Annotated in this window: 18 protein-coding genes; 11 read left to right on the top strand and 7 right to left on the bottom strand. The window is 68.9% G+C overall.

The window, feature by feature from the left end; genetic code table 11:
• Positions 1–23 precede the first annotated feature (23 nt).
• From efeB to efeU, 3 genes are read right to left on the bottom strand one after another with little or no spacing between them, the layout of a single operon-like run.
• A complete protein-coding gene (efeB, locus tag LXN57_RS42360) occupies positions 24–1,262 on the bottom strand; it encodes an iron uptake transporter deferrochelatase/peroxidase subunit (protein ID WP_251803954.1) in 1,239 nt (412 codons plus the stop codon).
• Positions 1,263–1,321: 59 nt separating this feature from the next.
• The gene (gene efeO / locus LXN57_RS42355) at positions 1,322–2,455 is read right to left on the bottom strand and encodes an iron uptake system protein EfeO (RefSeq protein WP_251803953.1); all 1,134 of its coding nucleotides are present in this window, start codon (positions 2,453–2,455) and stop codon (positions 1,322–1,324) included.
• Positions 2,456–2,506: 51 nt separating this feature from the next.
• On the bottom strand, positions 2,507–3,364 hold the full coding sequence (efeU, locus tag LXN57_RS42350; protein ID WP_251803952.1) for an iron uptake transporter permease EfeU: 858 nt from the start codon (positions 3,362–3,364) through the stop codon (positions 2,507–2,509).
• 538 nt (positions 3,365–3,902) lie between these two features.
• On the opposite strand from efeU, the gene LXN57_RS42345 reads away from it, so the two are divergent.
• Genes LXN57_RS42345 through LXN57_RS42335 form a run of 3 tightly spaced genes read left to right on the top strand, consistent with a single transcriptional unit; the run spans position 3,903 to position 7,650 of the window.
• Entirely contained in the window at positions 3,903–5,765 is a 1,863-nt protein-coding gene (locus LXN57_RS42345; RefSeq protein WP_251803951.1) for an SCO2524 family protein, read from the top strand.
• A complete protein-coding gene (locus LXN57_RS42340) occupies positions 5,765–6,682 on the top strand; it encodes an SCO2523 family variant P-loop protein (RefSeq protein WP_221380469.1) in 918 nt (305 codons plus the stop codon). The genes LXN57_RS42345 and LXN57_RS42340 overlap by 1 nt, the downstream gene beginning before the upstream one ends.
• A complete protein-coding gene (locus LXN57_RS42335) occupies positions 6,679–7,650 on the top strand; it encodes an SCO2522 family protein (protein WP_251803950.1) in 972 nt (323 codons plus the stop codon). Before LXN57_RS42340 ends, LXN57_RS42335 begins: the two co-directional genes overlap by 4 nt.
• A 2-nt stretch (positions 7,651–7,652) precedes the next feature.
• Here LXN57_RS42335 and LXN57_RS42330 read toward each other — a convergent pair whose 3' ends face one another.
• Positions 7,653–8,675, bottom strand: coding sequence for an SCO2521 family protein (locus LXN57_RS42330; RefSeq protein ID WP_251803949.1), 1,023 nt, complete (start codon positions 8,673–8,675; stop codon positions 7,653–7,655).
• A 190-nt stretch (positions 8,676–8,865) separates the two neighbouring features.
• Between LXN57_RS42330 and LXN57_RS42325 the strand changes: the two genes are divergently transcribed.
• The 3 genes from LXN57_RS42325 to LXN57_RS42315 all read left to right on the top strand — a co-directional run bounded on the left by LXN57_RS42325 (position 8,866) and on the right by LXN57_RS42315 (position 15,308).
• Positions 8,866–13,218 carry a HEAT repeat domain-containing protein gene (locus LXN57_RS42325; protein ID WP_251803948.1) on the top strand — a complete coding sequence of 1,451 codons (4,353 nt, stop codon included), beginning with the start codon at positions 8,866–8,868 and terminating at the stop codon, positions 13,216–13,218.
• A gap of 222 nt (positions 13,219–13,440) precedes the next feature.
• Entirely contained in the window at positions 13,441–14,259 is an 819-nt protein-coding gene (locus LXN57_RS42320) for an SCO2525 family SAM-dependent methyltransferase (protein WP_251803947.1), read from the top strand.
• Between the two features lie 92 nt (positions 14,260–14,351).
• Entirely contained in the window at positions 14,352–15,308 is a 957-nt protein-coding gene (locus tag LXN57_RS42315; RefSeq protein WP_251803946.1) for an FAD-dependent oxidoreductase, read from the top strand.
• A gap of 49 nt (positions 15,309–15,357) precedes the next feature.
• Here the strand turns inward: LXN57_RS42315 and LXN57_RS42310 are convergent, their stop codons facing one another.
• A complete protein-coding gene (locus LXN57_RS42310) occupies positions 15,358–16,371 on the bottom strand; it encodes an alcohol dehydrogenase catalytic domain-containing protein (protein WP_251803945.1) in 1,014 nt (337 codons plus the stop codon).
• A 121-nt stretch (positions 16,372–16,492) separates the two neighbouring features.
• Here LXN57_RS42310 and LXN57_RS42305 point away from each other — a divergent pair, with 121 nt between their 5' ends.
• The gene (locus LXN57_RS42305) at positions 16,493–17,359 is read left to right on the top strand and encodes a helix-turn-helix transcriptional regulator (RefSeq protein ID WP_251803944.1); all 867 of its coding nucleotides are present in this window, start codon (positions 16,493–16,495) and stop codon (positions 17,357–17,359) included.
• 28 nt (positions 17,360–17,387) lie between these two features.
• The gene (locus LXN57_RS42300) at positions 17,388–18,332 is read left to right on the top strand and encodes an aldo/keto reductase (protein WP_251803943.1); all 945 of its coding nucleotides are present in this window, start codon (positions 17,388–17,390) and stop codon (positions 18,330–18,332) included.
• Positions 18,333–18,419: 87 nt separating this feature from the next.
• Here the strand turns inward: LXN57_RS42300 and LXN57_RS42295 are convergent, their stop codons facing one another.
• Both LXN57_RS42295 and LXN57_RS42290 read right to left on the bottom strand, forming a co-directional pair.
• A complete protein-coding gene (locus LXN57_RS42295; RefSeq protein ID WP_251803942.1) occupies positions 18,420–19,490 on the bottom strand; it encodes a glycoside hydrolase family 19 protein in 1,071 nt (356 codons plus the stop codon).
• A 229-nt stretch (positions 19,491–19,719) separates the two neighbouring features.
• Entirely contained in the window at positions 19,720–20,934 is a 1,215-nt protein-coding gene (locus LXN57_RS42290; protein ID WP_251803941.1) for a WD40 repeat domain-containing protein, read from the bottom strand.
• A gap of 427 nt (positions 20,935–21,361) precedes the next feature.
• Between LXN57_RS42290 and LXN57_RS42285 the strand changes: the two genes are divergently transcribed.
• The 3 genes from LXN57_RS42285 (at position 21,362) to LXN57_RS42275 (ending at position 25,355) form a co-directional block, all read left to right on the top strand.
• On the top strand, positions 21,362–22,987 hold the full coding sequence (locus LXN57_RS42285; RefSeq protein WP_285904738.1) for a phosphodiester glycosidase family protein: 1,626 nt from the start codon (positions 21,362–21,364) through the stop codon (positions 22,985–22,987).
• A 317-nt stretch (positions 22,988–23,304) separates the two neighbouring features.
• Positions 23,305–24,198: an Ig-like domain-containing protein gene (locus LXN57_RS42280; protein ID WP_251803940.1), complete on the top strand. Its 894-nt coding sequence runs from the start codon at positions 23,305–23,307 to the stop codon at positions 24,196–24,198.
• Positions 24,199–24,428: 230 nt separating this feature from the next.
• The gene (locus tag LXN57_RS42275) at positions 24,429–25,355 is read left to right on the top strand and encodes a glycoside hydrolase family protein (RefSeq protein ID WP_251803939.1); all 927 of its coding nucleotides are present in this window, start codon (positions 24,429–24,431) and stop codon (positions 25,353–25,355) included.
• Positions 25,356–25,669: the final 314 nt, after the last annotated feature.

The following is a 25,669-nucleotide window of genomic DNA, read 5'->3' as shown; positions in this document are numbered from 1 at the left end:
CCTATCGATGCTTCCTGTGAGGATCATGCGAACAGCGAGCGGCCCCAGAAGTCGTCCGCCGCCCGCAGGCCGGGCGGGCAGGCAAAGATGCCGCTCGATACGTGCCGGATGTATTCGTTCAGTTGATCCTGCCGGGCCAGGCTCATCTGCACCGGCACGAACTGACGGCGTGGATCCCGTTGATACGCGATGAAGAACAGTCCGGCGTCGAGCCGGCCCAGACCGTCCGAGCCGTCGACGAAGTTGTAGCCGCGGCGCAGCATCCGGGCGCCGCCGTTCTGCGTCGGATGGGCCAGCCGAACGTGTGCCGTGGTGGCTATCACCGGCTCGTTGTCGTCACCCCGCACCGCGAAATCGGGTTCGTCGAACTCGCCCTTGCCGGTCAGCGGTGCGCCCTCGCCCTTGTCCCGGCCGAAGATGGTCTCCTGCTCCAGGAGCGAGGTGCGGTCCCACGGCTCGACCAGCATCCGGATCTTGCGCGTGACCAGGTAGGAGCCTCCAGTCATCCAGTCGGGCCCGTCGCCGGCACGCACCCAGAGATGATCATCGAGCAGCGCCGTCTCCTCCGCCTTGAGATTGGCCGTGCCGTCCTTGAATCCGAACAGGTTGCGCGGTGTCGCCTGCGAGGTCGAGGTCGACGACGTACGCCCGAAGCCGAGCTGCGACCAGCGGACGCTCACCACACCCATGCCGATGCGCGCGAGATTGCGGATGGCGTGCACCGCCACCTGCGGGTCGTTGGCGCAGGCCTGAACGCAGATGTCGCCGCCCGAAAGGGCCGGGTCGAGGGCGTCGCCCGGGAACTTCGGCAGGTCGGCCAGCGCGGCGGGTTTCCTGGCGCGCAGCCCGAAACGGTTGTCGAACAGGCCGGGGCCGAAGCCGATGGTGAGGGTGAGATCGGCAGCGGGCAGCCCGAGCGCCTCGCCGGTGTCCTCGGGCGGCGCCTCGGGCAGGCCACCGACCGCGCCCAGCGCGCCGGCCTCTTTCCCCTGGGCCATGCGCGCCGCCGCGGCCGTCCACGACTCCAGCATGTCGATGAGCGCGGCCCGGTCCTTGGTGATGACGTCGAACGCGACGAAGTGCAGCCTGTCCTGGGCGGGGGTGATGATGCCCGCCTGCCGCTCGCCGTAGAACGAGATCCTGTCCGGCGCCGGCGCCGCGGGCCCGGCTTCTCCGCCGGTCGCCCGCCAAGCGACAGCACCGGCCGTCGCGGCGCCCACCACGCCGGCGCCGGCCAAACCGATCACCTTGCGCCGCTGCATTTTTCAACCCTTCCCGCGTACGGCGGATGCCGGGCCCGGTCCGGGCCTTGCATCCCGGATCACTTGCCGGCGACCAGCGCGGCGACCTTGCTGATCGGCTCGGAGAGCGCGTTGATCTCGTCGCTCAGCGTCTTGAGATCGGCCTGGCTGAGCGTGTTGTGCAGCTTCCAGCCGTCCCCGTCGCGGTGCTTCTCGAGCGCTGCCTCGACCGCGGCGAACCGGCCGTCGAGCGTCTTGACCAGGGCGGCGTCCTTCTCCTCGAGGGCCGGGCGGAGCGCCGCGATCGCGGCCTGCGAGCCCTCGACGTTGGCCGCGAAGTCCCACAGGTCGGTGTGCGAGAAGGCGTCCTCCTCACCGGTGATCTTGCCGGTGGCCACCTCGTCCAGCAGGCCCTTGGAGCCGTTCGCGAGCTGCACCGGGGAGAGCGTCACGGTGTTGGCCCGGTCGACGATCGTCCGGACGTCGACGAGCAGCTGGTCGGCAGCCGGGCCGGACTCGCTGACGTCCTTCGCGACCCACAGATCCTTCTCGATCTTGTGGAAACCGGTCCACTTCTCGCCCGGCGCCAGGTCGGCCTCACGCGCGTCGATCTTCGGGTCGAGGTCGCCGAAGCTCTCCGCCACCGGCTCGATGCGCTCCCAGTACGTGCGGGCGATCGGGAAGAGCGTCTTGGCCTTCTCGATGTCGCCGCCCTTGACCGCGTTCACGAAGGCGGTGGTCTGCTCGATCAGCGCGCCGGTCTGGCTCTTGACGTAGCGCTGGTAGTCCTTGGTGGCCTGGGCCAGCTTCGCGTCCTCGGTCAGCGGGGCGGCCGAGCCGGAGACCTGGAACGCGTTCCGGATGCCCTTGCCGATCATGCCGGGCTTGCAGGCCGTCTCGTACGTGCCGGCGGCCAGCTCGACGATGAGCTCGCGGGACAGGCCGGGCGCGATGTTCTCGACCTCGCCCATCACCCGGTCGCCCGGGGCGTACACGTAGAACTCGGTGACCTTGTCGCCCTTGTTGGCGATGTCGAACGTGACGGTGCCCGCGTCCGACTGGGACGAGGCGACCGTGCACTCGGTGTCGGAGGCGGCCACGGTGATCTTGCCGCTCGACGCGGCCTCGGACCCGGCGTCGTCGCCACCGCATGCGGCGAGCGGGACGGTCGCCGCGGTGGCCGCGACGAGAGCGAGCAGGCGGGGGGTGCGCAAGGGTCTCTCCTATGTGCTTCGTTCCGGTGTGCTTCGTTCCGGGGGTGGTGTCTAGGAAGCAGCGGGAGCCGGAGCCGGCTCCGCGGGGCGGCCGGAGGGCGCCAGCTGTTTCGGCCGGCTCGGCCAGAGGAAGATCACGAGAACGGGGATGCCGTAGGCGAGCCACGCGACGGTCTCCAGGACGGTGGGCGCCGGCGTGAAATTGACCATGCCGCGGAGCAGCTCGGCGTACCACGCCCCGGGCGGCCAGGAACTGCTGATGTCGAACGCCGTGTTGTTGAGCCCGGGCAGGATGCCGGCCTCCTGCAGGTCGTGGACGCCGTACTTGAGAATCCCGGCCGCCACCAGCACCAGCAGCGCGCCGGTCCAGGTGAAGAAGCGGGTGAGGTTGATTCGCAGAGCGCTGAGATAGAGCAGCCAGCCCAGGACCACCGCGGTCAGCAGGCCGAGCGAGACGCCGACGAGCGGACGCACACTGTCGGTGGTCTCCTGCGCGGCGGCGTAGAAGAGGATCGAGGTCTCGAGACCCTCCCGGATCACCGACAGGAACGCGACGCCGACGATGGCCCACCGGCCCAGGCCGATCGCCTCCTCCAGCCGCCCCCGAAGCTCGCGGCCCAGGTGCCGGGCCATCCGCCGCATCCAGAAGATCATCCAGGTCACGAAGGTGACGGCCACGAACGACGCGATGGCCTCGAACAGCTCCTGATGGGTGAACGACAGCCGGGCGACCCCGAACTGGAGCAGCGCCGCGAAGCCGATCGACAGCACAGCGGCGACCGCGACACCGGCCCACACCCACTTCAGGAGCGGCCTGCGATCCGACTTCACCAGGAACGCCACCAGGATGGAGACCACCAGCGTGATCTCGAGCCCCTCGCGAAGCCCGATCAGGTAGATGGCGGTCATCGGACCCCTCAGGTAAGCCAACCCTAACTAGCTGAGGCTAACCTTCTTTTATTCGGCTGTAGAAGTCAACTCGGCCTCGGTGACCGCCGCGGCGATCTCGGGGAAGGCGAAGTACGTCCGGCTGGAGTCGCGAGAGGCACGGCCGGGCCGACACGCAGAGCGGGTCACCTCATCGGACGATTCGTACCTTGATGCGCGCTGCAGTGAACCCGGACCATCCCGGCATTTACCCACGGCTGGTCGCGCTCCGGCCGCCACCCGGACCCGGTCCACGCCGCCGGAAAAATCTCGTTCGAATCTTCATTTGCGCTGCTGTTGCCGTCCGGGGTGACCGGCGGCCGCCGACCCGGCGGCCCGTCGGAATCGACCGTTCAAGGTCACCGAATGGGGGATGCACGGCGCACTACGGGAACGCCGGAAGCTTGCGCTATGGGGCGGTTGGGCGACTGTCCACTACGCTACGCTCAATGGCCTCCAACGGGCCGTTTGCCGGGTTCACCCGGCTGCGGCAGCCAAGTCGTGGACGGGGTTCAAGGCTATGAGGGTGCAGCCGCGGCAACAGTTGTTGGACATCTGGGAGGCTGCCGCACGGGCTTCCTGGAAAGACGGTAAGTGGATTTCCGGCGGGCAGTTCGGCGGAAACTCCATCAGCGACGCCGAGCAGTTGCTCTGCCTGTTGCTTCCCGCCACCCAGGTCGAGGCGTTCAATCTGGACCGGCCCGATCAGACGGCCGAGCGAATGGTCCACGCGCTGCGCCGGATGGGCACCGCCACCGACATCCCCCGGATCGTCACCCGGATCCTGAACGACTATTTCGACCGGTACACCGAGAACGACACGCCGGTCTTCTCCGGCGGCGGCTACTACGAGCTCCACGAGAGCGAGGAGTTCGACAAGACGGCGCCGCCGGAGCTGCAGACGCTCCCGATCGTCGACTCGTACGCCCTCTCGATCACCCTTTCCCTGGCCACCCTCGGTTTCATCCGGGTCTACCGGCGATCGGTAAACCGGGAGGACGTGCGAGCGGCGATCGGCGAGCTCGAGGCGGCGGCCAGCCGGCGGCTCAGCGCGGCCATGGTCGGCCTGTTGCGGAGCTTCTCGGTCAACGTCTTCGCGGTCGACTCGCCGGAGGGCGACCGGCTCTGCACCACCGTCAATCAGAACGCCATGCCGCGGCGCGCCGTGGTCCATCAACTGCACCTGCGGCTCCGCCAGACCATCGCCAGTTTCCGCGAGGTCCTGATCGGATCCGGCCAGACCAACGACCTGGAGCTGCCGGACCGTCTCTTCGAATGTGGCTGGTCGTGGACCGTGGTCCGGGGCGCGCCGAAGATCGACACCGTGGAGAAGATCGGCGAGCAGGCGCCCGGCGTCGGCCAGGACAAGCCCTATCTCTACTTCACGGTCATCGCGCTCAACGCGGTCGAGAACCTGTTCTCCGAACGTACTCGCATCCTGGGCCTGCTCAACGAGGAGCAGCAGCGCCTGGCTCGTGCTCTGCAACTGCGGTCCGACCTGACCCGCACCTACTGGGCGACGGTGGCCACCTTCGGCGAAAGCGGAAAATGGCCGCTCGAGAACATCCCCTGGCGGACGACCGACGGCGAGCAGTCCGACTACTTCACCCTCCAGGTGACCGCCCTCGCGGTGAAGGGCCTCGAACAGGTCCGCAGCAGCGACACCGAACTCGCCCGGGTCGGCCGCGTGCTGGCCACGCTGGCCGAACGCGCCCGGATCACGAGCCGCGCGGTCGAGAACGACCCCAACCTGGTCATGCACTACCCCGGCGTGCGGCTGGCCCTCGGTGGCAGTGACGAACCGGCCGACACCGACGAGAAGCTGCCCCTGCTGGCCTGGTCGGTGCCGGAGTTCGCGGCGCTGCTCCTGCTGCGCGCGGCCAACGTTGCCGCGCTGATCGGCGACCCCGAGGAACGCTCACGCCTGCTCGACCTGGGCGACCAGGTCTGGGACCACCTGGCTCGGCGTCGGCTGCAGTCGGGTGAGGGCGCCGGGCTCTGGGACGACGCGTCCCGGGTGTTCACCGATTTGGCCCGGCCCGGCCAGAAGGCCTCCTGGTACTACACCGAGCGTGTGGTCGAGGCGCTGGTCACCGTGGCCAAGGTGCTCGACCAGCCGCCGAGCCGCAACGAAGACCTGGCGAACTACGCGGACGACCTGCTGCGCGAGGCCGAGCAGATCTACGACCGCGAGCTGCTCAACGGCAGCGCCGAGGGTGGTCCCGGGTTGCGCAACATCCTGCAACGGGTCGACATCACGCTGCGCCGGGCCCGCGAGATCCGCACCGAACGGCCCGGCACCTCGGCCGCGTTGGCGCTCGACATCCTCCGGGAACTCGACCGCCTCGACGCGGCCCGCGGCGACTCCTCCTCGGAGGCCTGATGCTGATCTTCGCAGCCTCCGACAAGGGCGGCACGGGCCGCTCGGTGACCAGCAGCAACGTCATATACCGCAGTGCTCTGCAGGGTAACGACGTCTGCTACCTCGACTTCGACTTCGGTTCGCCGACGTCGGGCGCCATCTTCGATCTGGGCTCGGTGGAGCGCGGCACGAAAGTCGGCGGGCTGCACGCCTATCTGCGGGGCATCACGGGTGCGCCGCAGCGGGTGGACATCTGGGAAGAGTCCGACCGCCGGGAGCTGCGCGGCCGGCCGGCCGGCGCGGGCCGCATGGTGCTCATGCCGGGCGACATCGCCAGCGGCGAGTTCAGCCACACGGCCGAGACGGTCGAACGCTGCTGCAACCTCTTCCTGCGGCTCGACGAAGAGTTCGATCTGTGCCTGGTCGACCTGAGCGCGGGCCGGTCGCATGCGCTGGAACTGGTCCTCGCCGCCACGGCCCACCCGTCGATGGAGGCGGTGCGCAGCCGCTGGCTGATCTATCACCGTTGGACCAGGCAGCACGTGATCGCCGCCTCCGGCCTCGTGTACGGCGAGCGCGGCATCCTCACCACCGGCGAAGAGCTCGGTCACAGCGCGCGAGAGCTGAAGAACGCCCTTCGCTTCGTCCACACCGCCGTCGTGAACCCCGACTCGGTCGAGTTGGCCGGGCTCCAGCCGGAACAGGTGGCCTGGCTGCGCATCTGCGACGCCTACCTGAAAGACCTGGCCGGTCAGCTGCGGGTCGGGCGATCCCTGCTGCTCGGCAGCATCCCCCTCGACCCCGTGCTGCAATGGCGCGAGCAGCTCATCTCGGACAGCGACGTGCTCATGCGCGGTATCGCGAACGAGTCCACCAGAGCCGCCTTCGAAACCTTGGCCAAGCGGATCGTGGACGACTCAGCCTGGGAGCCGCAGTGAGTTACCCCTGGTCGGTGGACGTCAAGGAGGCGGTGGCGGAACGGCGCGCGGCGTCGACCCCGCTCTCCCACCTCTCGATCGAGCTCGGCCACCTCTATCTCAAGGAGTTCAAGGAGGGGCCGGAAGGGCTCGAGCGCTATTTCGAACGGATCAGCCCGTGGGTCGAGGCGGCCACGAGCATCCTGCGCCGGCGAACGCCGAGGGGCCGGCCCCGGATCAGCACCTGTTTCCTGGTGGACGACTACTTCACCCGGTTCAGCTCGCCCGCCGAGGTGTTGCCCCAGCTTGTCAAGGCGGCCGACGCCCAGGGCCTGACCATCGACTACATCGCCCGCGAATCGGGCTGCGCCGTCGCCGACGGGGTGCCGCTGGCCGACCTCGTGCTCGATCGGATCGTGCCCGATCCGGCTCCGGGCAGCACCGGGGTCCGGCCCCCGGTCACCGTGACCGGCTGGCTGTCGAACGGCCAGCGCAGCCCCGACACGTCCAGTGGCCAGGCCATGTCGGCGACCACCCGGCAGTGGGATCCGCCGACCGAGAACGGCGCGATGAACAGCCACTCGATCTTCGTGGACGTCCAGCTCTGGGACGTCCGTGAGGGCAAGCGCAAGTGGTCCTGCCCCTACCTCGCTGCCGTGTGGCAACTCCTGCGCCTCGGATTGATCAGATACGACGGGGCTGTCGTCGCGGCGCCGGTCCTGGCCGACCAGTTGCCCGACGACTGGGACCTCCTCCCGGCCATCGTCCAGGTCAACGCCGACGCCGACGCCTTCAGCGCCTACTCGACGTTCTCGGTGCTGGGCAACCGATTCCTGCCCGTCGAGCAGGCCGTGCGTACGATCCTGCAGCAGGTGAACGTCGAACAGGTCGTCACCGACCAGGTGAAGGCCCGCGGCGCCCGGGAAGGCCTGGTGCTTCCCGACGAGCTGTGGCAGCGCATCGAGTATCTCTTCGTGGCCGACCGGTAGCGTCAGGCGGCGGCCGGCGGTGAACCCGGCCGGATCCGCTCGAGCGCGGCCGTCGTCTCCGTGGCGACCACGACGGCTCGTTCGGCGGCCTCGACCGATGCTTCGAGCAGCGCCATCGTGCTCAGGTTGAGCTGGTCGCGGATGCGGTCGACCGAGGTGCGCCACTGCTTCGACAGGCTCGACCGGTGATCCACCGCTTCCCACAGCGGCAACAGGACAGGATCGACCCGCGCCTCGGGCATCCAGAGGTGCATCAGGAACTCGACCGCCGGATGCAGCTTCGCGGCGAGCCGCGGCCGATTGCCCGGCGTCTCGAGGCTCCGGTCGAGCAGCGACAGGATCGTGGTCAGCAGCCAGTCGTGCAGCGCGAGCGTCTCGCAGAACGTCCGCACGGCGTCGACCGGCAACGTCTCGGCCAACTCGGGGTCGAGCCGCAGCAGAAGGGTCCGCGCGGTGGGCGACTCGATGACGAACGAGGCGCTGTTCTCTCCGCCGGCCGCCGGAACCGCCGCCCAGCGCAGCATGGCGCGGCTGCTGAGGAAGGGCCGCTTGCGGTCCAGCAGCTTGGAGCTCTGGATCCGGTCGATCGCGCGGGCGCTGATCGCACCGACATCCAGGACGCCTGGCCGGGGCGCCCCGGCCAGGAAGCCGTCCACGACGTCGGCCAGGTTCACCTTGTTGATCGGTTCCAGCGTGCCGGGCCGGGCCAGATAGTACGACCACGGCTGGCGCAGCCCGTCGCGCAGAACCGGGTCGATCGCCGTATGGGCCGAACCCTGGACGATGTGCCCGCCGGTGACCGAGAGATGGTGGACCACCGTGCCGATCGCCTGCGTTTTGGCCGCCGAGGGCAGGCAGCAGTCCACACCGTCCAGCCGGTCGGGCGAGACGACGTGGGCGATGGGCCGCTCGAAACGGCGTACCCGCTCGCCTACGACGAGGTCCAGGAGGGCGGAGACACGTGCGCTCGACAGGGGGGTCGAGTTCTGCAGGAGTCCGGTGTGGATCTCGCCGAAGGTCAGCACGCCGGCGCGTGCCGGTGCGGCGTTCGTAAGATCACCAATCCCCTCTCGGATCACCTGTTGTGCCGATTCCATCGCATCGCGCCGCCTTTCCACAACCATCCGCTCGGCCTGTCGTCCGTAGATCCCGATCAATAGCGCTCGGCTGGTACGTTGAGTCACCAGACAGCTTCGCTGGGCTTGGGGGCGGGTGATGACTCGGGCGTATCTGTCCTCTACCTACTCTGACCTGCGAGAATTCCGAACAGCGGCACGCCGCGCGCTCGGGCGTCAGGTCGTTGACGTCCTCGCGATGGAGGACTACGTCGCTGACGACTCCCGGCCGCTCGAGAAGTGTCTGGCCGACGTCGCGAAATGTGATCTCTACATTGGCATTTTCGCGTGGCGGTACGGCCACATTCCCGCCGGCCAGGACAGGTCGATCACCGAAGCCGAATACCGCGAGGCTGTGCGGCTCAACATTCCCCGCCTCGTCTTCCTGCTCGCCGACGACGCACCCTGGAGCCGGACCCTGATGGACCTGGGTCCCGAGGCCGGGCGGATCGAGACTCTGCGGGCCGACCTGAAGGAAAACTGCACGGTCAGCTTCTTCACCAACCCCGTCGACCTGGAGAACGTGATCGCCCCGGCCATCGCGGTCTGGAGCCGCGAGCGGTCCGAGGCGCCGCCGGTGAGCCCGCTCAGCGACGCGCATCTGACGATCTACTACGACCGCCTGGTACGGGAGTACGGCGGACTCGACCTCGACTCGTTGACGCCGCCCCGCACCGAGGAATACCTGGAGGTCAAGCTCACCTCGGTCTTCGTCGAGCCGCACGTGCGGGCCGACCCGCCGCCCGCCGAACTCCCCCGCGAATGGCTCGAACGGCTGCGCAACCGCGGCGAGCTCGAGCTCGACGACGTGCCCGAACTCGTCGACGTGGCCGAACTGGACAGCCTGCGGCAGTCGTACCGGGCCAAGCCGCTCCAACGGCTGTTCGAGGTGATCGCGTCCCCGACCCGGCGAGCGACCGTCGTGCTGGGCGACCCGGGGTCGGGCAAGTCCACGGTGGCCCGTTACCTCGCCCTCAGCCTGGCCGACGGCCGCGTGGGCCGGCTCCCGCCCGATCTCGCCAATCACGTGCCGATCCTCATCGAACTGCGCGCCTATGCCACCCTGGTCGCCGAGGAAGAGTGCTCCGACTTTCTCGGTTACCTCGATCATCTGAGCCGGCACGAGGGTCTGGGCCTCGAACGCGGCGCTCTGGACAGGTACCTGAGCTCGGGCGGCCAGGCGCTGTTCATCTTCGACGGCCTCGACGAGGTCTTCGACCAGCGCGCCCGCACCGCGATCATCCGGCGGATCGTCGAGTTCCGTGCCCGGCACCCGGGGATCCGCGTGGTCGTGACCTCCCGCGTCGTCGGCTACTCGCGCCGGATCTTCACCGAGGCGAAGTTCGAGCATTACACCCTGCAGGATCTCGACCAGGGCCAGATCGACGAATTCCTCCGGCGGTGGTACCCGGGCAGCTCCGCCGACCGTCCCGAAACGGGCGATGTCCATCGGGTCCGCAACCGCCTGGTCGAGGCGATGCGCCAGTCACCGGCGCTGCGCGAGCTGGCCGGCAACCCGCTGCTGCTGACCGTTCTGGTCATCATCGGGCGGCATCGGGCCCTGCCCCGCGACCGCCGGGCCCTCTACGACCACGCGACAACCGTGCTCGTCGAGAACTGGGACGTGCACCGGCAGCTGGGCCGGCCCGGGCAGACCGACTACATCGACCTCGAGGACAAGAAGGCCCTGCTCAGGCAGCTCGCCTTCCACATGCAGTCGTCGGGCCGGGCGCTGAGCGCCAACTACATCGAACAGGCCGATCTGCGGAAGGTCTTCGAGGACTACCTCCGATGGCGCCACCGCACGCCCGTTCGCGAGGCGCGGTCCCTGGCCGGCGCCATGATCAACCAGTTCCGGTCCCGCAACTTCATCCTCAGTCGCTACGGCAGCGACATCTATGGATTCGTGCACCGCACCTTCCTCGAATACTTCTGCGCCGAGGCCATCGTGGCCAAGTTCCAGCACGATCAGCAGTGGCGCATGGCGCAGATCCGCCGCCAGTACCGCGACCACTGGGCCGACCCGTCCTGGCGCGAGGTGCTGCGGCTGGTCGCCGGCTCGCTGCACGAACGGCACAACGCCGACGTGACCCGTCTGCTCGTCGACGAGGTCAACACCGACTGGCCACCCGGCGAGTTCACCGTGCTGCCGTGGAACCTGGCCCTCGCCGTCCAATGCCTGGGCGAGGCCCGCACGCTGCACGAAGACCTCGCGGCACCGGCCGAGGCGGTGCTGAAGAAGCTCATCCTGCTGCTGGAACACAGCGTCGGACGCCACGACCCCGATCTGGCGGCGCTGCTGACCGAAGAGATCCTGCCGGCGGCGCGGACCATCGGCCCCCGGTGGCCGGGCCGGCAGAGGTATCTGAAGTGGTACCGGCGCCGGGGAGTCCACCTGGTCTGGAGCCCCACCATGAGCCTGGCCGCCCAGCTCGCGGCGATCCTGGCGACGCCGGCCGACCACCTCGAGGATCTGTTCGACGGTGAGCTCGCCCAGATCGGCGACAACCGGGCCGCCTACGCCGCGGTCGCCGGCCTGGCCGACCTCGCCGGTTCCCAGGCCGCTGATTCACCCGCCCGCGCCCTGCTCATCCGGCGGGTCTGCCAGGACGACCACAATCTCGTACGCCTGGCCGCCGTTCAGGCCCTCGGCGAACGCTTCCGGATCGACGCCGAGCTGGCCGCCGTCCTCATCGAACGCGCGACGGTCGACGGCTCGGCCAACGTGCGCCAGGCGGCTGTGCGGGCGCTCGGCGAACGGCACGAACCCTCGCCGGACATGCGGGCCCTGCTGACCGATCGCCTCACCGCCGATCCGGCCGCCACCGTGCGCCGCGAGGCGGTGCGGCTCCTGGCCCGGAGTTTCGCGGCGGATCCGTCCGTCCACCAGCTGGTGCACGGCGCGCTCGAGGACGACCGGGACGCCGATGTCATCGTGGCCGCCGCCAATGCCCTCGCCGACCAGTTCGACGCCCGTGACGAAGTGGGCCGTCCGCTCATGCGGCGGGCCGTCGAGGACGAGGAGGGCTCGGTCCGCCGGGCTGCCGTCCGGCTGCTCGGCGAGCGCTGGGCCGACGAGCCGGACGTCGTCCGCCTGCTGCTCGACCGCCTGACCGACGAGGAGGACGCGCCGGCGCTCCGTGAGGCGGCGCGCTGCTTCCTGGCCCGGGCTCTGGAACAGCACCGCAGCACGGCGCTGACGAGGCTGATCGCCCGCCTCGCCGACGATCCCAACGGAGACATCCGCCGGGTGGCCGTGCAGGCCCTCTGCGAGCAGTTCCAGGACGACGCCGAGACACGCGCGGCTGCCCTGCGGACGGTGACGTCGGACAGCGACGCGGAAGTGCGTCTCGTGGCAGTCACCGCCCTGGTGCGCTGGGCCCCGCAAGACACCGCGATCCTCACGGCCCTGGAGAGCCGCGCCCTCGACGATCTCGACCGCACGGTCCGCAGCGCCGCCCTGAACGGTCTGGTGGCCGCGCGCTGGGACGGCGCCGGGGCGCGCGCCCTGCTGAGCCGGGTCGTCGTCGAGGACACCGATGCGTCCCTGCGCGAGCAGGCGGTCCGGGTGCTGGCCGAGCGGCACGGCGGTAACAGCGAGGCGCAGCGCCTCATCGCCGAGCGGTGCCGCAACGACCGCAACCGGGAGGTACGCCTGGCCGCCGTCCACGCCCTGGCGGAACTCGACGACGTGGTCGAGACCGTCCACGAGACCCTGATCGGACGGGTGCTCGACGAGAAGTCCGGCAGCGTCTTCGCCTGCGCGGCCGAGGCCGTCACCGACTGGCTGAGCAGCGACAGCGCCGGCCAGGCGGTCCTGATCCGCCGGGCCGGCCACGACAGCAACGCGCATGTGCGTTCGGCCGCGGCCCGGCTTCTGGGCGGGCTCTACCCCGACGACGCCGGCGTTCTCGAGTTCCTGGTCGGTCTGGCCGGCACCGACCTCGACGCGGCCGTCGTCGAGGCCGCCGCGACAGCGTTGGCCGACGCCTGCGCGGGCGACGAGATCGCGGCCGCCGATCACGTCGCGGTGCTGGTCGAGCGGGCCCAAGGCGACGACGCGAGCGTGCGGCGAGCCGCGATGTGGGTGCTGGGCGAGCGTTACGCGTTCATGCCCGGAACGTTCAGCACGCTGCTGCGAGCCGCTCGGCTGGATGACAACCAGCTCGTCCGCCGGGAGGCGCTGACCCTGCTGGTGCGCTATTTCACCCACCGCAAAGACGTACGCAAGACCCTGAACGAGAGTCTGGCCGATGCCGACTTCTCCGTCCGCGAGGCGGCCGTCCGGCTTCTCGCGGATTTCTTCGGCACCGAGCGGAGCACCTGGTTGCAACTGGCCCGGTTGGCCGAGAACACCGCCGATCCCCAGCTCAGTCTCGTGGCGGGCCAGACCCTGAGCTGGCTGCCTCAGGCGGATCCCGACCGTATGCCCAGCCTGCGACGTCCCGGCTGAACCTCTGACCGGCAAGTTCCGTACAAAGAGCCAGAACAACCTGTCCGATCGACCGACCTAGTCCCGCGATACCCTGCATGCCCTGTGGTCGTTATTACCTTCGTTTGCGCCTTCGGGGTAGCGGGCACAGCGTAAGATTGAGTAGCCATATTATCGCACTGCGTAGCCGGATGACCGTCGAGGCCCTCCACCTTCCGCGTGCGCAGCACGAGGAGTTGCCCTGTGAATGCGGCCACGAAAGACGCCACGGCTCAGTCCACCGTGGCCCCGACCACGCCGCCGAACTGGGACACCTTCCAGCCTCATCCGTACTGGAAAGAGAATTACGCCTATCTGCGGGGCGACGATCGCCGCTTCCTCAACCTGATCCGCGACTTCTTCGGCGCCGAGGAACCGGCCACGGTCGACGGTGAGCGCCTCGGCATCGACGTCGGATCGGGGGCGAATCTCTACCCCGCCTTGGCGATGCTGCCGCTCTGCGACAAGGTCACGCTGTTCGAGTACGGCGCCGCGAACTGCGCCTGGCTCCGCCAGTCGGCGCGCAAGTATCAGACGCTCTGGGATCCGTACTGGCGGACGCTGCGCGTCCACCCCGCGTACGCGAAGATCGGCTCCAACGCCCGCAGCCGGCTGGCCCGGGCCGCGCAGGTCGAACAGGGCAGCCTCTTCGACCTGCCGAGCCGGCGCTACCACGTCGGCACCATGTTCTTCGTGGCCGAGTCCATCACCAACGATCCCGACGAGTTCCACGAGGCGATCGACAAGTTCCTCGGCTGCCTGAAGCCCGGCGCGCCGTTCGCTGCCGCGTTCATGCGCAACTCCAACGGCTACAGCGTCGACGGCCAGGAGTTTCCCGCGCTGCAGATCGACGAGCACGACATCAAGCTCTACCTCGACAAGGTCGCCGCGGTGCAGACCATCGAGACGGTGAACGAACGTGGCCAGTTCATCCAGGGCGACAACGCACCCGACAAGGCCCCGACCTGGCAGCTGCGGCCGGGCTACGAGGGAATGATTTTAGCGCTGGGACACGCCAATTAGGACGTGAGCGCACCCCTCATGCATTGATCATGGTGCACGCGTAGCGGCTCCGGATATTCACGGATGCTGCAGTGTGCCGTTACGCTCAGCTGATGAATCGCCGCTCCTGGGACGCCATTGTCGTCGGTGGTGGCGTGTCCGGCCTGACCACGGCCGTGTGCCTGGCCGAGGCGGGCCACTCCGTGCAGGTCTGGGCCGCGGGCCAGGAGGCCGACACGACCTCGTACGCCGCCGGCGCGATCTACTCGCCCTTTCTGCTGAAGGACGAGCGGGCTCCCCTGTGGGCGACGCAGACGTTCGCCGTGCTGGAATCCCTGGCGGGCGACAAGGACACCGGCGTGACCATGGCATTCGGGCAGGAAGTGTGCCGCCAACCGGTTGATCCGCCCACTTGGGCACGCGCGGTGCCCAGCTTTCGACAATGCCACCCGGCTGAGCTACCAGCCGGTTTCCACAGTGGGTGGAGCTACGAGGTCCCCCTGGTGGACATGCCTCTCTATTTGCGCTATCTGCAGAATCGGCTGAAGCGCAGCGGCGGTGACATCCTGCGACACCACATCTCCACGTTGGACGAGCCTTCGGCGTGCGCGTCCGTGGTGGTGAACTGCACCGGCATGGGCGCCCGCGACCTGGTGCACGACACCGATCTGTACCCCATCCGCGGCGAGCTGGTCGTGGTCCGGAATCCCGGCATCACCCGCTTCGTGGCCGAGCATTCCGACGCCGATCGCGACCTCACCTATCTGCTGCCTCATCGCGACGTCGTCGTGCTCGGCGGCACGGCCGACAAGCACCGCTGGGACCTCGTCCCCGACGAAGGGGTCAAGAAGGACATCATCGCCCGCTGCGCGGTGATCGAGCCGAAGCTCCTGGAGGCCGAGGTCGTCGACCACCGCGTCGGCATCCGCCCGTCGCGCGACCAGGTCCGCGCCGAACGCGAGAACCCCGGCGGCCGGGGCGCGGTGATCCTGCACAACTACGGCCACGGCGGCTCCGGCGTCAGCATCTCGTGGGGTTGCGCCCGCTACGTCCTGAGCCTGCTGGGCTGACGCTCAGCGATTCAGTTGTCCCTCCTCGCTGAGCGTCAACCGCCCTCGATCAGCGAGGGGTCAGCACCATGCGGTACCGGGCCTCGCCGCTGAGCATGCGGTCGTAGGCGGCCTGCACCTCGTCCAGCGGTCGCGTCTCGGTCAGCGGGCGGATCCCCGTCAGGGCGGCGAAGCGCAGCGTCTCCTCGACCTCGTGCGGGGTGCCCGAGGGGTGACCGTGAACGGTTCGGGACGTCGAGATGATCTGGAACGGGCTCACCTCGATCGGAGCGGGGTCGGCGCCGACGACGACCAGTTCGCCGGCCGGGGCCAGGCCGTCGATGGTGGCGCTCATCGCGGCCGAGTCGCCGGCCGTCGCCAGCACGACCCGGGGGCCGCCCAGAGCCTGCAGCTGTGCTGCCACGTCACCGTCCGCGCTGTCGATGTAGTGATGGGCGCCAAGCTCGGCGGCGAGCTCGGCCCGGGCGGCTCCGCGCGCGACGGCCACCGTCTCGAAGCCCATCCGGGCGGCGAACTGCACCGCCAGGTGGCCCAGACCGCCCAGCCCGAGCACGGCGACCAGGTCACCGGCGCGGGCGGTGCTGCGGCGCAGACCGTTGAACGTGGCGACACCGGCGCATCCCATCGGGGCCGCCTCGACCGCGCTGATCGCGTCGGGAATGCGGGCCAGGGCGGTCACCGGCACGACGACGGTCTCGGCATAGCCGCCCGGATAGGCCCAGCCAGGAACTTCCAGCCGTACGCAATGAATGAAGTCACCGGCCCGGCAGGGCGCACAGACGCCGCAGTGGCCGCCGAACCAGCCGACCGCGACCCGGTCACCGGGCGCCCACTCGGCGACGTCGTCGCCCACGGCATCCACCCGGCCGGCGATCTCGTGACCGGCGACCAGCGGGAACGGCACGGGGAAAGCGGCGTTGACGAACGCGGCGTCGGTGCGGCAGACGCCGCAGGCCTCGACGGTGACACGCACCTGGCCGCGACCCGGGGTCGGCAGCTCGGTCTCGACGATGCGGAACGGGGCGCCCGGCGCGGTGACCTGAGCGGAACGAAATGTGGTCATGCCGCAATACCACCCGACCGAAACCCCTGCCGGGCTGCCCAAACAGGCAAGGCTCTCCCTAGGAACGCCCGTACCAGGTTCGGGGTACGAGAGCCGACCGGCCGCGCCGATACTGGATCGTATGGCTCACAACGCTGACCTCAAGGAGTTCCTGCGGTCCCGGCGGGCACGCCTGCAGCCCCAGGGCGGGACGGTCGGCATCCGTCGCGTGCCCGGGCTGCGGCGTGAGGAGCTGGCCGCGCTGGCCGGGGTGAGCGTCGACTACTACGTACGCCTCGAGCAGGGCCGCAACCTCAATCCGTCCGAGGCGGTGCTCGACGCGATCGCCCGTGCGCTGCGCCTCGACGACACGGAGCGGGCGCACTTCTTCGAGCTGGCCCGGCCCCGCGAGACACGGCGACGGCCGCCGCGCCGCCCGCAGCGGGTCGCCCCGGCGACGTACCAGTTGCTGGAAACGCTCGACGAGGCCGTCGCGCCCGCCTTCATCATCGGACGGCGGATGGACGTGCTCGCCATCAACCACACCGCCCGTGCCCTGATCTGCGACTTCAACGCGTTGCCGGCCCGCGAGCGCAACTACGCGCGGTTCATCTTCCTCGACGAGAACGCGCGCGACCTGCACCCGGACTGGGCCGTCATCGCGTCCGAGACCGTGGCCACGCTGCGGGTCGACGCGGGCCGCCACCCTGACGACCCCGACCTGTCGGCCCTGGTCGGCGAGCTCTCGGTGAAGAGCGAGGAATTCCGCCGCTGGTGGGCCGACCACCAGGTGCTGGCCCGCACCAGCGGCAGCAAGCGGTTCAGCCATCCGATCGTCGGCGACCTCACCATCAGCTACCAGGCCCTGGCCATGCCCGGTGACGCCGAGCAGACATTGTTCGTCTACACCACGCCGGCCGGCAGCGCCGACCAGCACGCGCTGCGACTGCTGCGGCTGAGTCAGGGCGAGGAAGCTCACTCACTGGAAAACCAGGAGGCGGGTATCTGATCGCCAGACGAACAAGGAGACGATCACCATGAGCACTCTCGGCAGCAGCGGAATCGAGGTGTTCCCGCTGAACCTCGGCGGCAACGTCTTCGGCTGGACCAGCGACGAGGCCACTTCCCACCAGGTTCTGGACGCCTTCACCGAGGCCGGCGGCGACTTCGTCGACACCGCGGACGGCTACTCGGCCTGGGCGCCGGGCAACTCCGGCGGCGAATCCGAGACGATCATCGGTACGTGGCTGACGGCCCGGAAGAACCGGGACAGCGTCGTTGTCGCAACCAAGGTCAGCCAGCACCCGCAGTTCCGCGGCCTGTCCGCCGCCAACGTCGCGGCCGCGGCCGACGCGTCCCTGGCGCGGCTCGGCACCGACTACATCGACCTCTACTACGCGCACTACGACGACGCCCGCACCCCGCTCGAAGAGACCGCTGGCGCCTTCGACGCCTTGGTCAATGCGGGCAAGGTCCGTGCCGTGGGCGTCTCCAACTACACGGCCGATCGCATCCGCGAGTGGTTCGAGGTCGCGCGGCGCAACGACTTCGTGCTGCCGGTGGCCGTGCAGCCGCACTACAACCTGGTCGAGCGCCGGGCGTACGAGCACAACATCGCACCCGTCGCCGCCGAGGAGAACCTGGCCGTGCTGCCGTACTACGCGCTGGCCGCCGGCTTCCTCACGGGCAAGTACCGGACGACCAGCGACCTGGCGAGCAGCCCGCGCGGCGGTGGGGCCAAAGCCTATCTGACCGAGGACGGCCTGGCCGTGATCAAGGTGCTGACCGAGGTCGCCGACGCCCACGGTGTGCAGCCGGCTTCGGTGGCTCTGGCCTGGTTGCGTACGCGCCCCGGGGTGGCCGCACCGATCGCGAGCGCCCGCACCGTCGAGCAGCTGCCAGCCCTCATCGCCTCGGCCACCCTCGAGCTGACCCCCGACGAGAAAGCCACGCTCGACAAGGTGTCCTTCTGGAGGCGATAGGTCGACACGGTGCTCTGCGGGTCCCGTGGCGCAGAAACCGGGAGGTGCCGCCGGGAGCTGCCGGCGGCACCCGCTTCGGAGAAAGGATCAGCAGGTCAGATTGCCGCCGGTGGGCACGCCCAGGATTCCGGCGAAGCGGTTGTAGTTGTTGACCCGGCTCTGCACCTGGTCCGGGTGGGCCCCGTTGCATTCGATACTGTTGATGGCCTTGATCGTCGTGCCGAAGCCGTTCCCGTTCACCATGGCGTTGTGCGACGTCGTGCCGGCGGCGCCGGTGCCGGTCATCCAGTACCAGAGACCGGTCTGCCACGAGACGGACGAGTTGTTGGCGACCAGGTTCGGGTTGTTGAGCAGGTCGACCCCGAGAGCGTTGCCGGCCGCGTAGTAGTTGAAGTTCCAGCTCAGCTGAATCGGGCCGCGGCCGTGATAGGCCGACTGGCCGGCCGGGCACCCGTACGGCTGCGAATAGTCGCAGTAATGCGGCCAGTTCGCCTGGTTCGTCTCGTCGATGTAGACCAGTCCGCCGGTCTCGTGGCCGACGTTGGCCAGGAAGGCAGCGGCTTCCTGCCTCTTGACCGTGTCACTGCCGGAGTTGGCGAAGGCGGGGAACTTCCGCATGGCGTCGGTCAGACCGGCGTACGTGTAGAAGCCGTTCCGGCCCGGGAACATCTGATTGAACTGGGCCTCGCTGACGACAAACCCGCCGCCGGTGTTCCCGCCGCCGCACGAATACGGCGACCAATACCAGGTGCTGATGACCGGGTCATAACCCGGATTCTCATGCGACGCCTGGTAGTACTGACCGTTCGTGTAGCGCACGATCGCGCCGGCCGCGTAGTACTGCCCGGCCACCCAACTCGGATAGTTGCAGGTGGAACCGCCGCCACCGCCCCCACCACCACCGCTGTTGCCGTCGCAGGCGCCGTTGTCCTGCCAGACATTCGAGCCGCCGGTGCTCGGCGCCTCGTACTGGGTCCACCATTTGGCGGTCCAGTTCCGGCCGTTGTGGGACGCGGTCATGCCACCGGTGTAAACCGCACTGTTGTTGTACGGGGTCACGCAGGCGGCGGCCGCTTCGGACGCCACCACAGGCACCAGAGCACCGACGATGCCCAGGCCGAGCGCGGCCAGCATCGTCAGCAGACGTTTTCTCTTCATGGCGGACCTTTCGTGCACCGAGGGGGATGAAAAGCCGCGCGACACATCGACAAGACCAAATGTCCGACACTCAAGTCAACATCTGTAAAGAAACTTTAGTCATTCGGGCAAACAAGCCGCCACAGACACTCATCGCCGGTCGCTGATCGGCGGCACCTGTCGGCCCGGCCACGAGCCCACAAGCGACGAGCCGCCACCGCGTTTCGCGGTGGCGGCTCAGGTTGTCAGGTCAGGCGGCGTTGTTGATGGGGATGCGCCACAGACGCACCTTGTTGTCGGCGCCGGCGGTGATCAGGCGTTTGCCGTCGGGGCTGATCCGCACGGCCCAGACCGGGCCGTTGTGGCCGGTCAGCGGGGAGCCCTTCGGGTTACCGGTTGCGGTGTCCCACAGGCGTACGGTGCCGTCGTCACTGCCGGTGGCCAGCAGCTTTCCGCCCGGGTTGAAGCGCATCGCGCGCACCGGGCCGGCATGACCGGTCAGGGGCTCGGTGGCCGGCTGGCGGGTCACGGTGTTCCACAGCTGCACCGCGTTGTCGCCGCCGGACGAGGTGGCCAGCAGCCTTCCGCTGCGGCTGAACGTCAGGCCGTACACGGGGGCCGAGCTGCTGGTGAGCGGTTTGCCGGCGGGTTTGCCGGTGGCTGAGTTCCACAGCCGTACGATCCGGCCGGCGCCGGAGGCGGCCACCAGCCTGCCGTTGGGGCTGAAGCTCAGCGCGTACACCGGGCCGGGGCTCACGGTCAGCGCTTCACCGATCGGCTCGCCGTTGCTGGTCTGCCACAGCCGTACGGTGTTGTCGCTGTCGGCGCCGGCGGACGCGAGGCGCTCGGCGTCCGGGCTGAACACCACCATGCGTACGGCACCGGTGTGGCCGGTGATGGTGCGTACCAGATTGCCGGTGATCAGATTCCACAGCCGTACCGTGCCGTCGTCACCGGCCGTGGCCAGCAGCTGGCCGCTGGAGCTGAAGGTCACCGAGCGCACGGGCCCGACATGGCCGGTCAGCGGCGCACCCGACTGCTGCCCCGTGGTGGGGTTCCACAGCGTCACCTGGTTGTCGCCCGCCACCGCCAGCAGCTTGCCGTCCGAGCTGTACGCGATGGAGTTGATGGGCCCGGACCGGGCGGCCAGCGCGGGGCCGGATCGGCGGCCGGTCACGGTGCTCCACTGCCGAACTGCCGCGCGACTCACGGTGGCGAACACCTTCCCGTCGGGGCGCAGCACGACTAGCCCCGCCGAGCCTGGCACGACGTTCCGGGAGCGGGCGCCGACGGCATCCGCGGCCGAATTCACGGCGAGCGCGGGCTGCGGCGTCACCAGCGTGGTGATGGCACCGAGTGCGAGGAGCCCGAGCAGGGCCACGCCGGCGGCCCAGCCGGCACGCCGCCGGTGGCCGCCGACCGTAGAGTCACTGGTCGTGTCTTTACGATCTCTCTTGGTAGTCACTACGGCACCGTAGCCAGGGTCAAGGACGGATTTCGGGGGTGTTGCCGGGGTTCATCCGGCCGGGTGCACTCACTCTTCATCGCCGCCGTGCGAGCCGAGATCGCCGACGACCCCGACGTGCATATCAAGCAGTTGAGTGCGTTCACTGATTTCTACGGGACGCGCTCGCTGTGTATTTCTCTGCTTCGCGCGGGCGGCGTCCGAGGCTGCGGTCGAGCGCAGCCTCGGCGGCCAGGGCTGCTCCTTCCCTACTCCCTGCTCTGTAGCAGCCCGACGCGCTGCACACGCATGGCCGCCAGGCATCGCCTCGAAGGATCTGGCCGTGATGACCCGATACCGGAATCGCACAGGTTCACGCTAATCGAACCGCCATGGCTGGTGAGTGCGAAGGCAGGGTGCCGGTCTATTTGGTGAGGGAGGGGTGGCGGTGGCCAATGTGGAGATCAACACGCCGGAGGTTCGGGAGTTGGCGCGGTCGGTACGGGATGCGGCCGGGCAGGCGGACGAGTTGCGGCGCAGCGTGCTGGCGGCGATGAGCATGGCGGATGTGGCTGACGGGACGACCACGACGGCGCTGGGGGATGTGCAGGACCGGCTGGTCAAGCTCGGGGTGGGGCTGGAGGGGAAAGCGGATCAGGCGGAGATGACGGTGTTCGCGGCTCAGCCGATCACTCTGGCGGCGGCTACGACCACGACGTTGGCCACGACCACGGCGGCGGGTGGGACGGGGTTGCAGCTGCCGACGACGCCGGAGGACGGGCAGCGGTTCATCGAGGAGATCCGGGCGCGGCTGGCGGAGGACCCGTTCGAGCCGATCCGGTTCACCGACCAGAACGTTTCGGTGATCATCATGCCCAGTCCGCAGGGGTTCCCGGTGCTGCGCGAGGACGGCGGGACGCTGACCGGGGCGGCGGGCCAGCGGGACACGCCCAACGGCTTCGAGGTCGTCGTGGACGCTCAATTCACCGACATCCCCAACATTGTCGATGCCATCTCCACGAAGCTCGGCAATCTGGTCGGCGGGAGTATCGCCGTCCTCGACTATCTGCCGGACGGCAACGTCTCGCTGTCGCGGCTGGAGGCGGAAGGTCTGATCATCGAGAACGGGAAGACGCTGAACGGCCGGTCGTCGCCGGAGACGTTCCACCTCTCGCTCAACGACGGCGTGTGGGACATGGCCAAGGGTGACCCGGCGGCCACCTCCGGGCTGGGGATCGGCGGCGGGATCCCGCTGCTCATGGACGGCCTGCCATTCGGCAAGGTCAACGTCTACCGGGATGGGGCGCCGGCGGGCCTCCCGGAGACCGGTGACCCGGGAACCGGCAACACCCAGTACCTGTTGCAGCGCAGCAGTGCCGGGTTCGGCGACTACGACGACCGAGGGACGGCGGTCGGCAAGGTGGTGACCGCGCTGGGGCCGGACGGGACGGTCATCGTGATGGTGCAGGAGGACGGCACGGACGGGCCGAAGGTGTCGGAGCTGCGCGACGCGCTGAAGCAGATGGGCGCCACAGACGCGGTGGCGTTCGACGGCTCGGCCTCGGCGACGCTGGTGGTCGACGGCAAGGTCGAGATCGCGCCGTCGAAGTTCCGGGACAACATGATGACGGCCGGGCTCGGCCTCCGGTTGCCGCTGAGTGAGGCCGGGCTGACCAACTTCGTCAACGGCAACGAGATGTACGCCGGGACCCAGCTGGCGTTCCCGGACAGCCCGGCCGCGCCGCCCGGGGACTACCTCGACGACTGGTTCACCCCGGTGCCGACCGACGTGCCGGACGACATCTTCAACGCGCCGGAGATCCTCGACTGGAGCGACCTCAGCATGGGCTTCCCCGGCGGCGGGGACTCGTTCGCGTATTACGGCGGGTCGCCAGCCGACAGCTTCCCGATGCCGGAGAGCTGGGACTTCTCCAGTCCGGAGCTGCAGTTCGACAACAGCTACGACTTCCCCGGTGGGCTGGACTTCGGCAATTACGACTTCAGCGAGTACGACGCGTTCAGCGGCCTGGACTCGATGAGCTTCGGCGGCTTCGAGGATTACACCTGGGAGTGACTCAGCCGCTGCGGCGGTTCCCGTACCGCCGGGGCTCTGCACGGAACCGGAGCGGCCGAGGCGCTGGTTCTCAGCCACGAGGACCGTGCTGCCGCGCTTCACGCCGGGTTGGAGGCGGCATGGTGAAGAGATCACCTCGTTGCAGCACCACCGCGCCGGAGTGACATTCGATCACCGGTGGGTCACTGCCATCGCAGCGGCCGCCGCTCGCCCGTCGGCAAGGCCAACAGATTCTGTCAGCACGCACGCCGGCGGCACCCAGCGATCGATCGAAGACGGTAAGCTCCGCCGCGTTCACTCCGACGGGGAGTTCCACATTGCGTATTCGTCGAGTTGCCGCCGCCGCGGCGCTCATCACTTCACTTCTGGCCGCCTCGGTGGCGCCCGCGTTCGCCGACGAGAACGCTGACGACCGGGGACCGGTGGTGTCTCTGCTGTGGCCGTTGACCACCGTGCCGAACGTCATCGGCAAGGGCTCCCAGAGCATCGCCGCGGACGCGACCGACCCATCCGGCGTCGACCGGTACGCCTGGTTCGTCGACGGCGCGCTGCGCTCACAAGAGCAATACCTGCACTATGACTTCGGTGCCATCCAACGCACCACGACCATCGAGGTCTGGGCCTGGGATGTGGCCGGCAACCATTCGGTGACCACCTTCCCGGTCACCGTCGACGCCCAAGCGCCCAAGGCGACTGCCTTCAGCCCGGCACCGAATACGCTGCTGCGCGGCAATCTGAGGACCGCCACGGTGGCTCTCAAGGACCGCAGCGTGCTGCACGGCGCGCTGCTGCTCAGCGGCCCGAACACGACCGACACGATCGCGCCGTTCACCGGCCGGTTCCCGCTCGTCACCGAGGGCAGACAGACCCTGACCTGGTATGTCACCGACGCCTGGGGCAACGCCGGCTACGTCACCCAGACCGTCACTTCCGACAACCGCACGCCAACTCTGAAGATCGCCTCCGCACCGGCGAACGGCGCCAAGGTAAAAGACTCGGTAGTCGTCAAGGCCTCCGCGACCGACCGCTACGGCATCGCCAAGGTGCAACTGCTCGTCAACGGCAAGGTGGTCGCCACCGACAGCAAAGCGGCGTACAGCTTCACGCTCAGCACCAAGAAGTATGGGAAGAAGAGCTTCAAAATCCAACTTCGCGCGTACGACAAGGTGGGCAACGTGACAACAACGGCGGCGCGCACCTGGCACCGCTGATTGGCGTACCGGAAACGGCGCCGGCCCACCGCCATCGGATGTCGGCCCGTCGAGCCCTGCACCCTGGGGTTGTGGCCGACAGGCTGAAGCATCTGATCCGTAGGTCAGCGAAACCTGACTAGTCTCACCTCATGAGGAGCGAGTGGTGTCTGGCTGAGGCTTCTCCGCTGTTCAGCATGCTTGGCGATCCGCGGCCCGGTCACGGGCTCATCGGGGTCAGCGACCCGGACGTGCATCTGCGCGACGGGACCTGGACGATGTTTCTCGGCGCCTTCACCACCCGCTTCTCGGTACGGATCGTCGAGGCCAGGCTGCCCGGTGACGCTGCGATCACCGATGACTCATGGAAGCTGGTCCTCGACCGGAGCAAGCGCGCGGCCGAGTTGGGTGCCCCACCCGATCGACACGCCTGGGACGCGGCCGGCATGCACACGCCGAGCTACGTCAGAGGGCCCGGCGTCGAGCGCATCTACTACGCGGGAAGGCGCACGCGGAAGATCACTGGGCCCGGCAGTAGGTATGCCCTCGGTTGTCTCGAACATCGTGATGGTTCCTGGCATCGTCTCCCGGGTCCGGTACTGACCGGAGACGCGGCACGGCCCAGCGCCCTGGAACCCTTCGTCCTTCACACGGACGGGCGGTGGCGGATGTGGTTCCTATCAGCGATCGGCGAGACCGGCCGTGGAGAGCAACCCGATTACCAGCTGCGCTACACCGAAAGTGACGATGGCATCCGCTGGGAGAAGCCCGAGACGTTCGCGACCACCGAGGAGGGCTTCTTCGACAACGCGGTCACCAGCGGCGCTGAGGGCTGGCGAATGGTGCTCGCGCGGGGCACGAACCTGTACGGCACTAGACCATTCCCCGGGCAGGGTCTCTGGCTCGCCGAAGCCGCGAGTCCGGGCGGGCGCGACTCGTGGTCGTTGCCGCAACGGCTGCTCGACACCGATGCCGGCGCGGAGGACTGGTACGCCGCCGGGGTCTGTGGCCCGGCCGTCGTGACCGAAAGCGACAGGCTGCATGTATTCGCCACAGGCACTCACGCCTTGACCCCGTGGTGGCGGGCTGCGCTCGGCAGGCTGCGCGCCAGACGGAGCCCGCCGGCGCCCGCGCCCTACTTCCTGACGACCGGGCGATTCACCTTTTGCCGGAGTTGAGCCATCGCGTCCAATACCGGGTACGCCGTCAGTCGGCGCCGGAATCTCCGGAGCCGTGATCGCAGAAGGCGCCGTCCGGCGGCGCCTTTTCCAGGTTCAGCGGTGCGTGCCGGGTACTCGCGCGGGTCCGGCCGGTTGCGGCGCTCCGCGAACCGGCCGGTCAGACGTTGCCTCGCCATGTCTGGGCGGGCGTGCGGTGGGGGGGGGGGGGGGGGGGGGGGCCCCCCCCCCCCCCCCCGCGGTCCATGACCGCGTACGCACCTCCGCCGTAGGCGTGGATCGACGTACCGACATCGACTGACGAGGGTGTCACC

The organism is Paractinoplanes hotanensis (assembly GCF_023717965.1).
Classification (GTDB): Bacteria; Actinomycetota; Actinomycetes; order Mycobacteriales; family Micromonosporaceae; genus Actinoplanes; species Actinoplanes polyasparticus.
The sequence above is the reverse complement of the archived record's forward strand: the minus strand, read 5'-3'. Positions and strand labels throughout refer to the sequence as shown.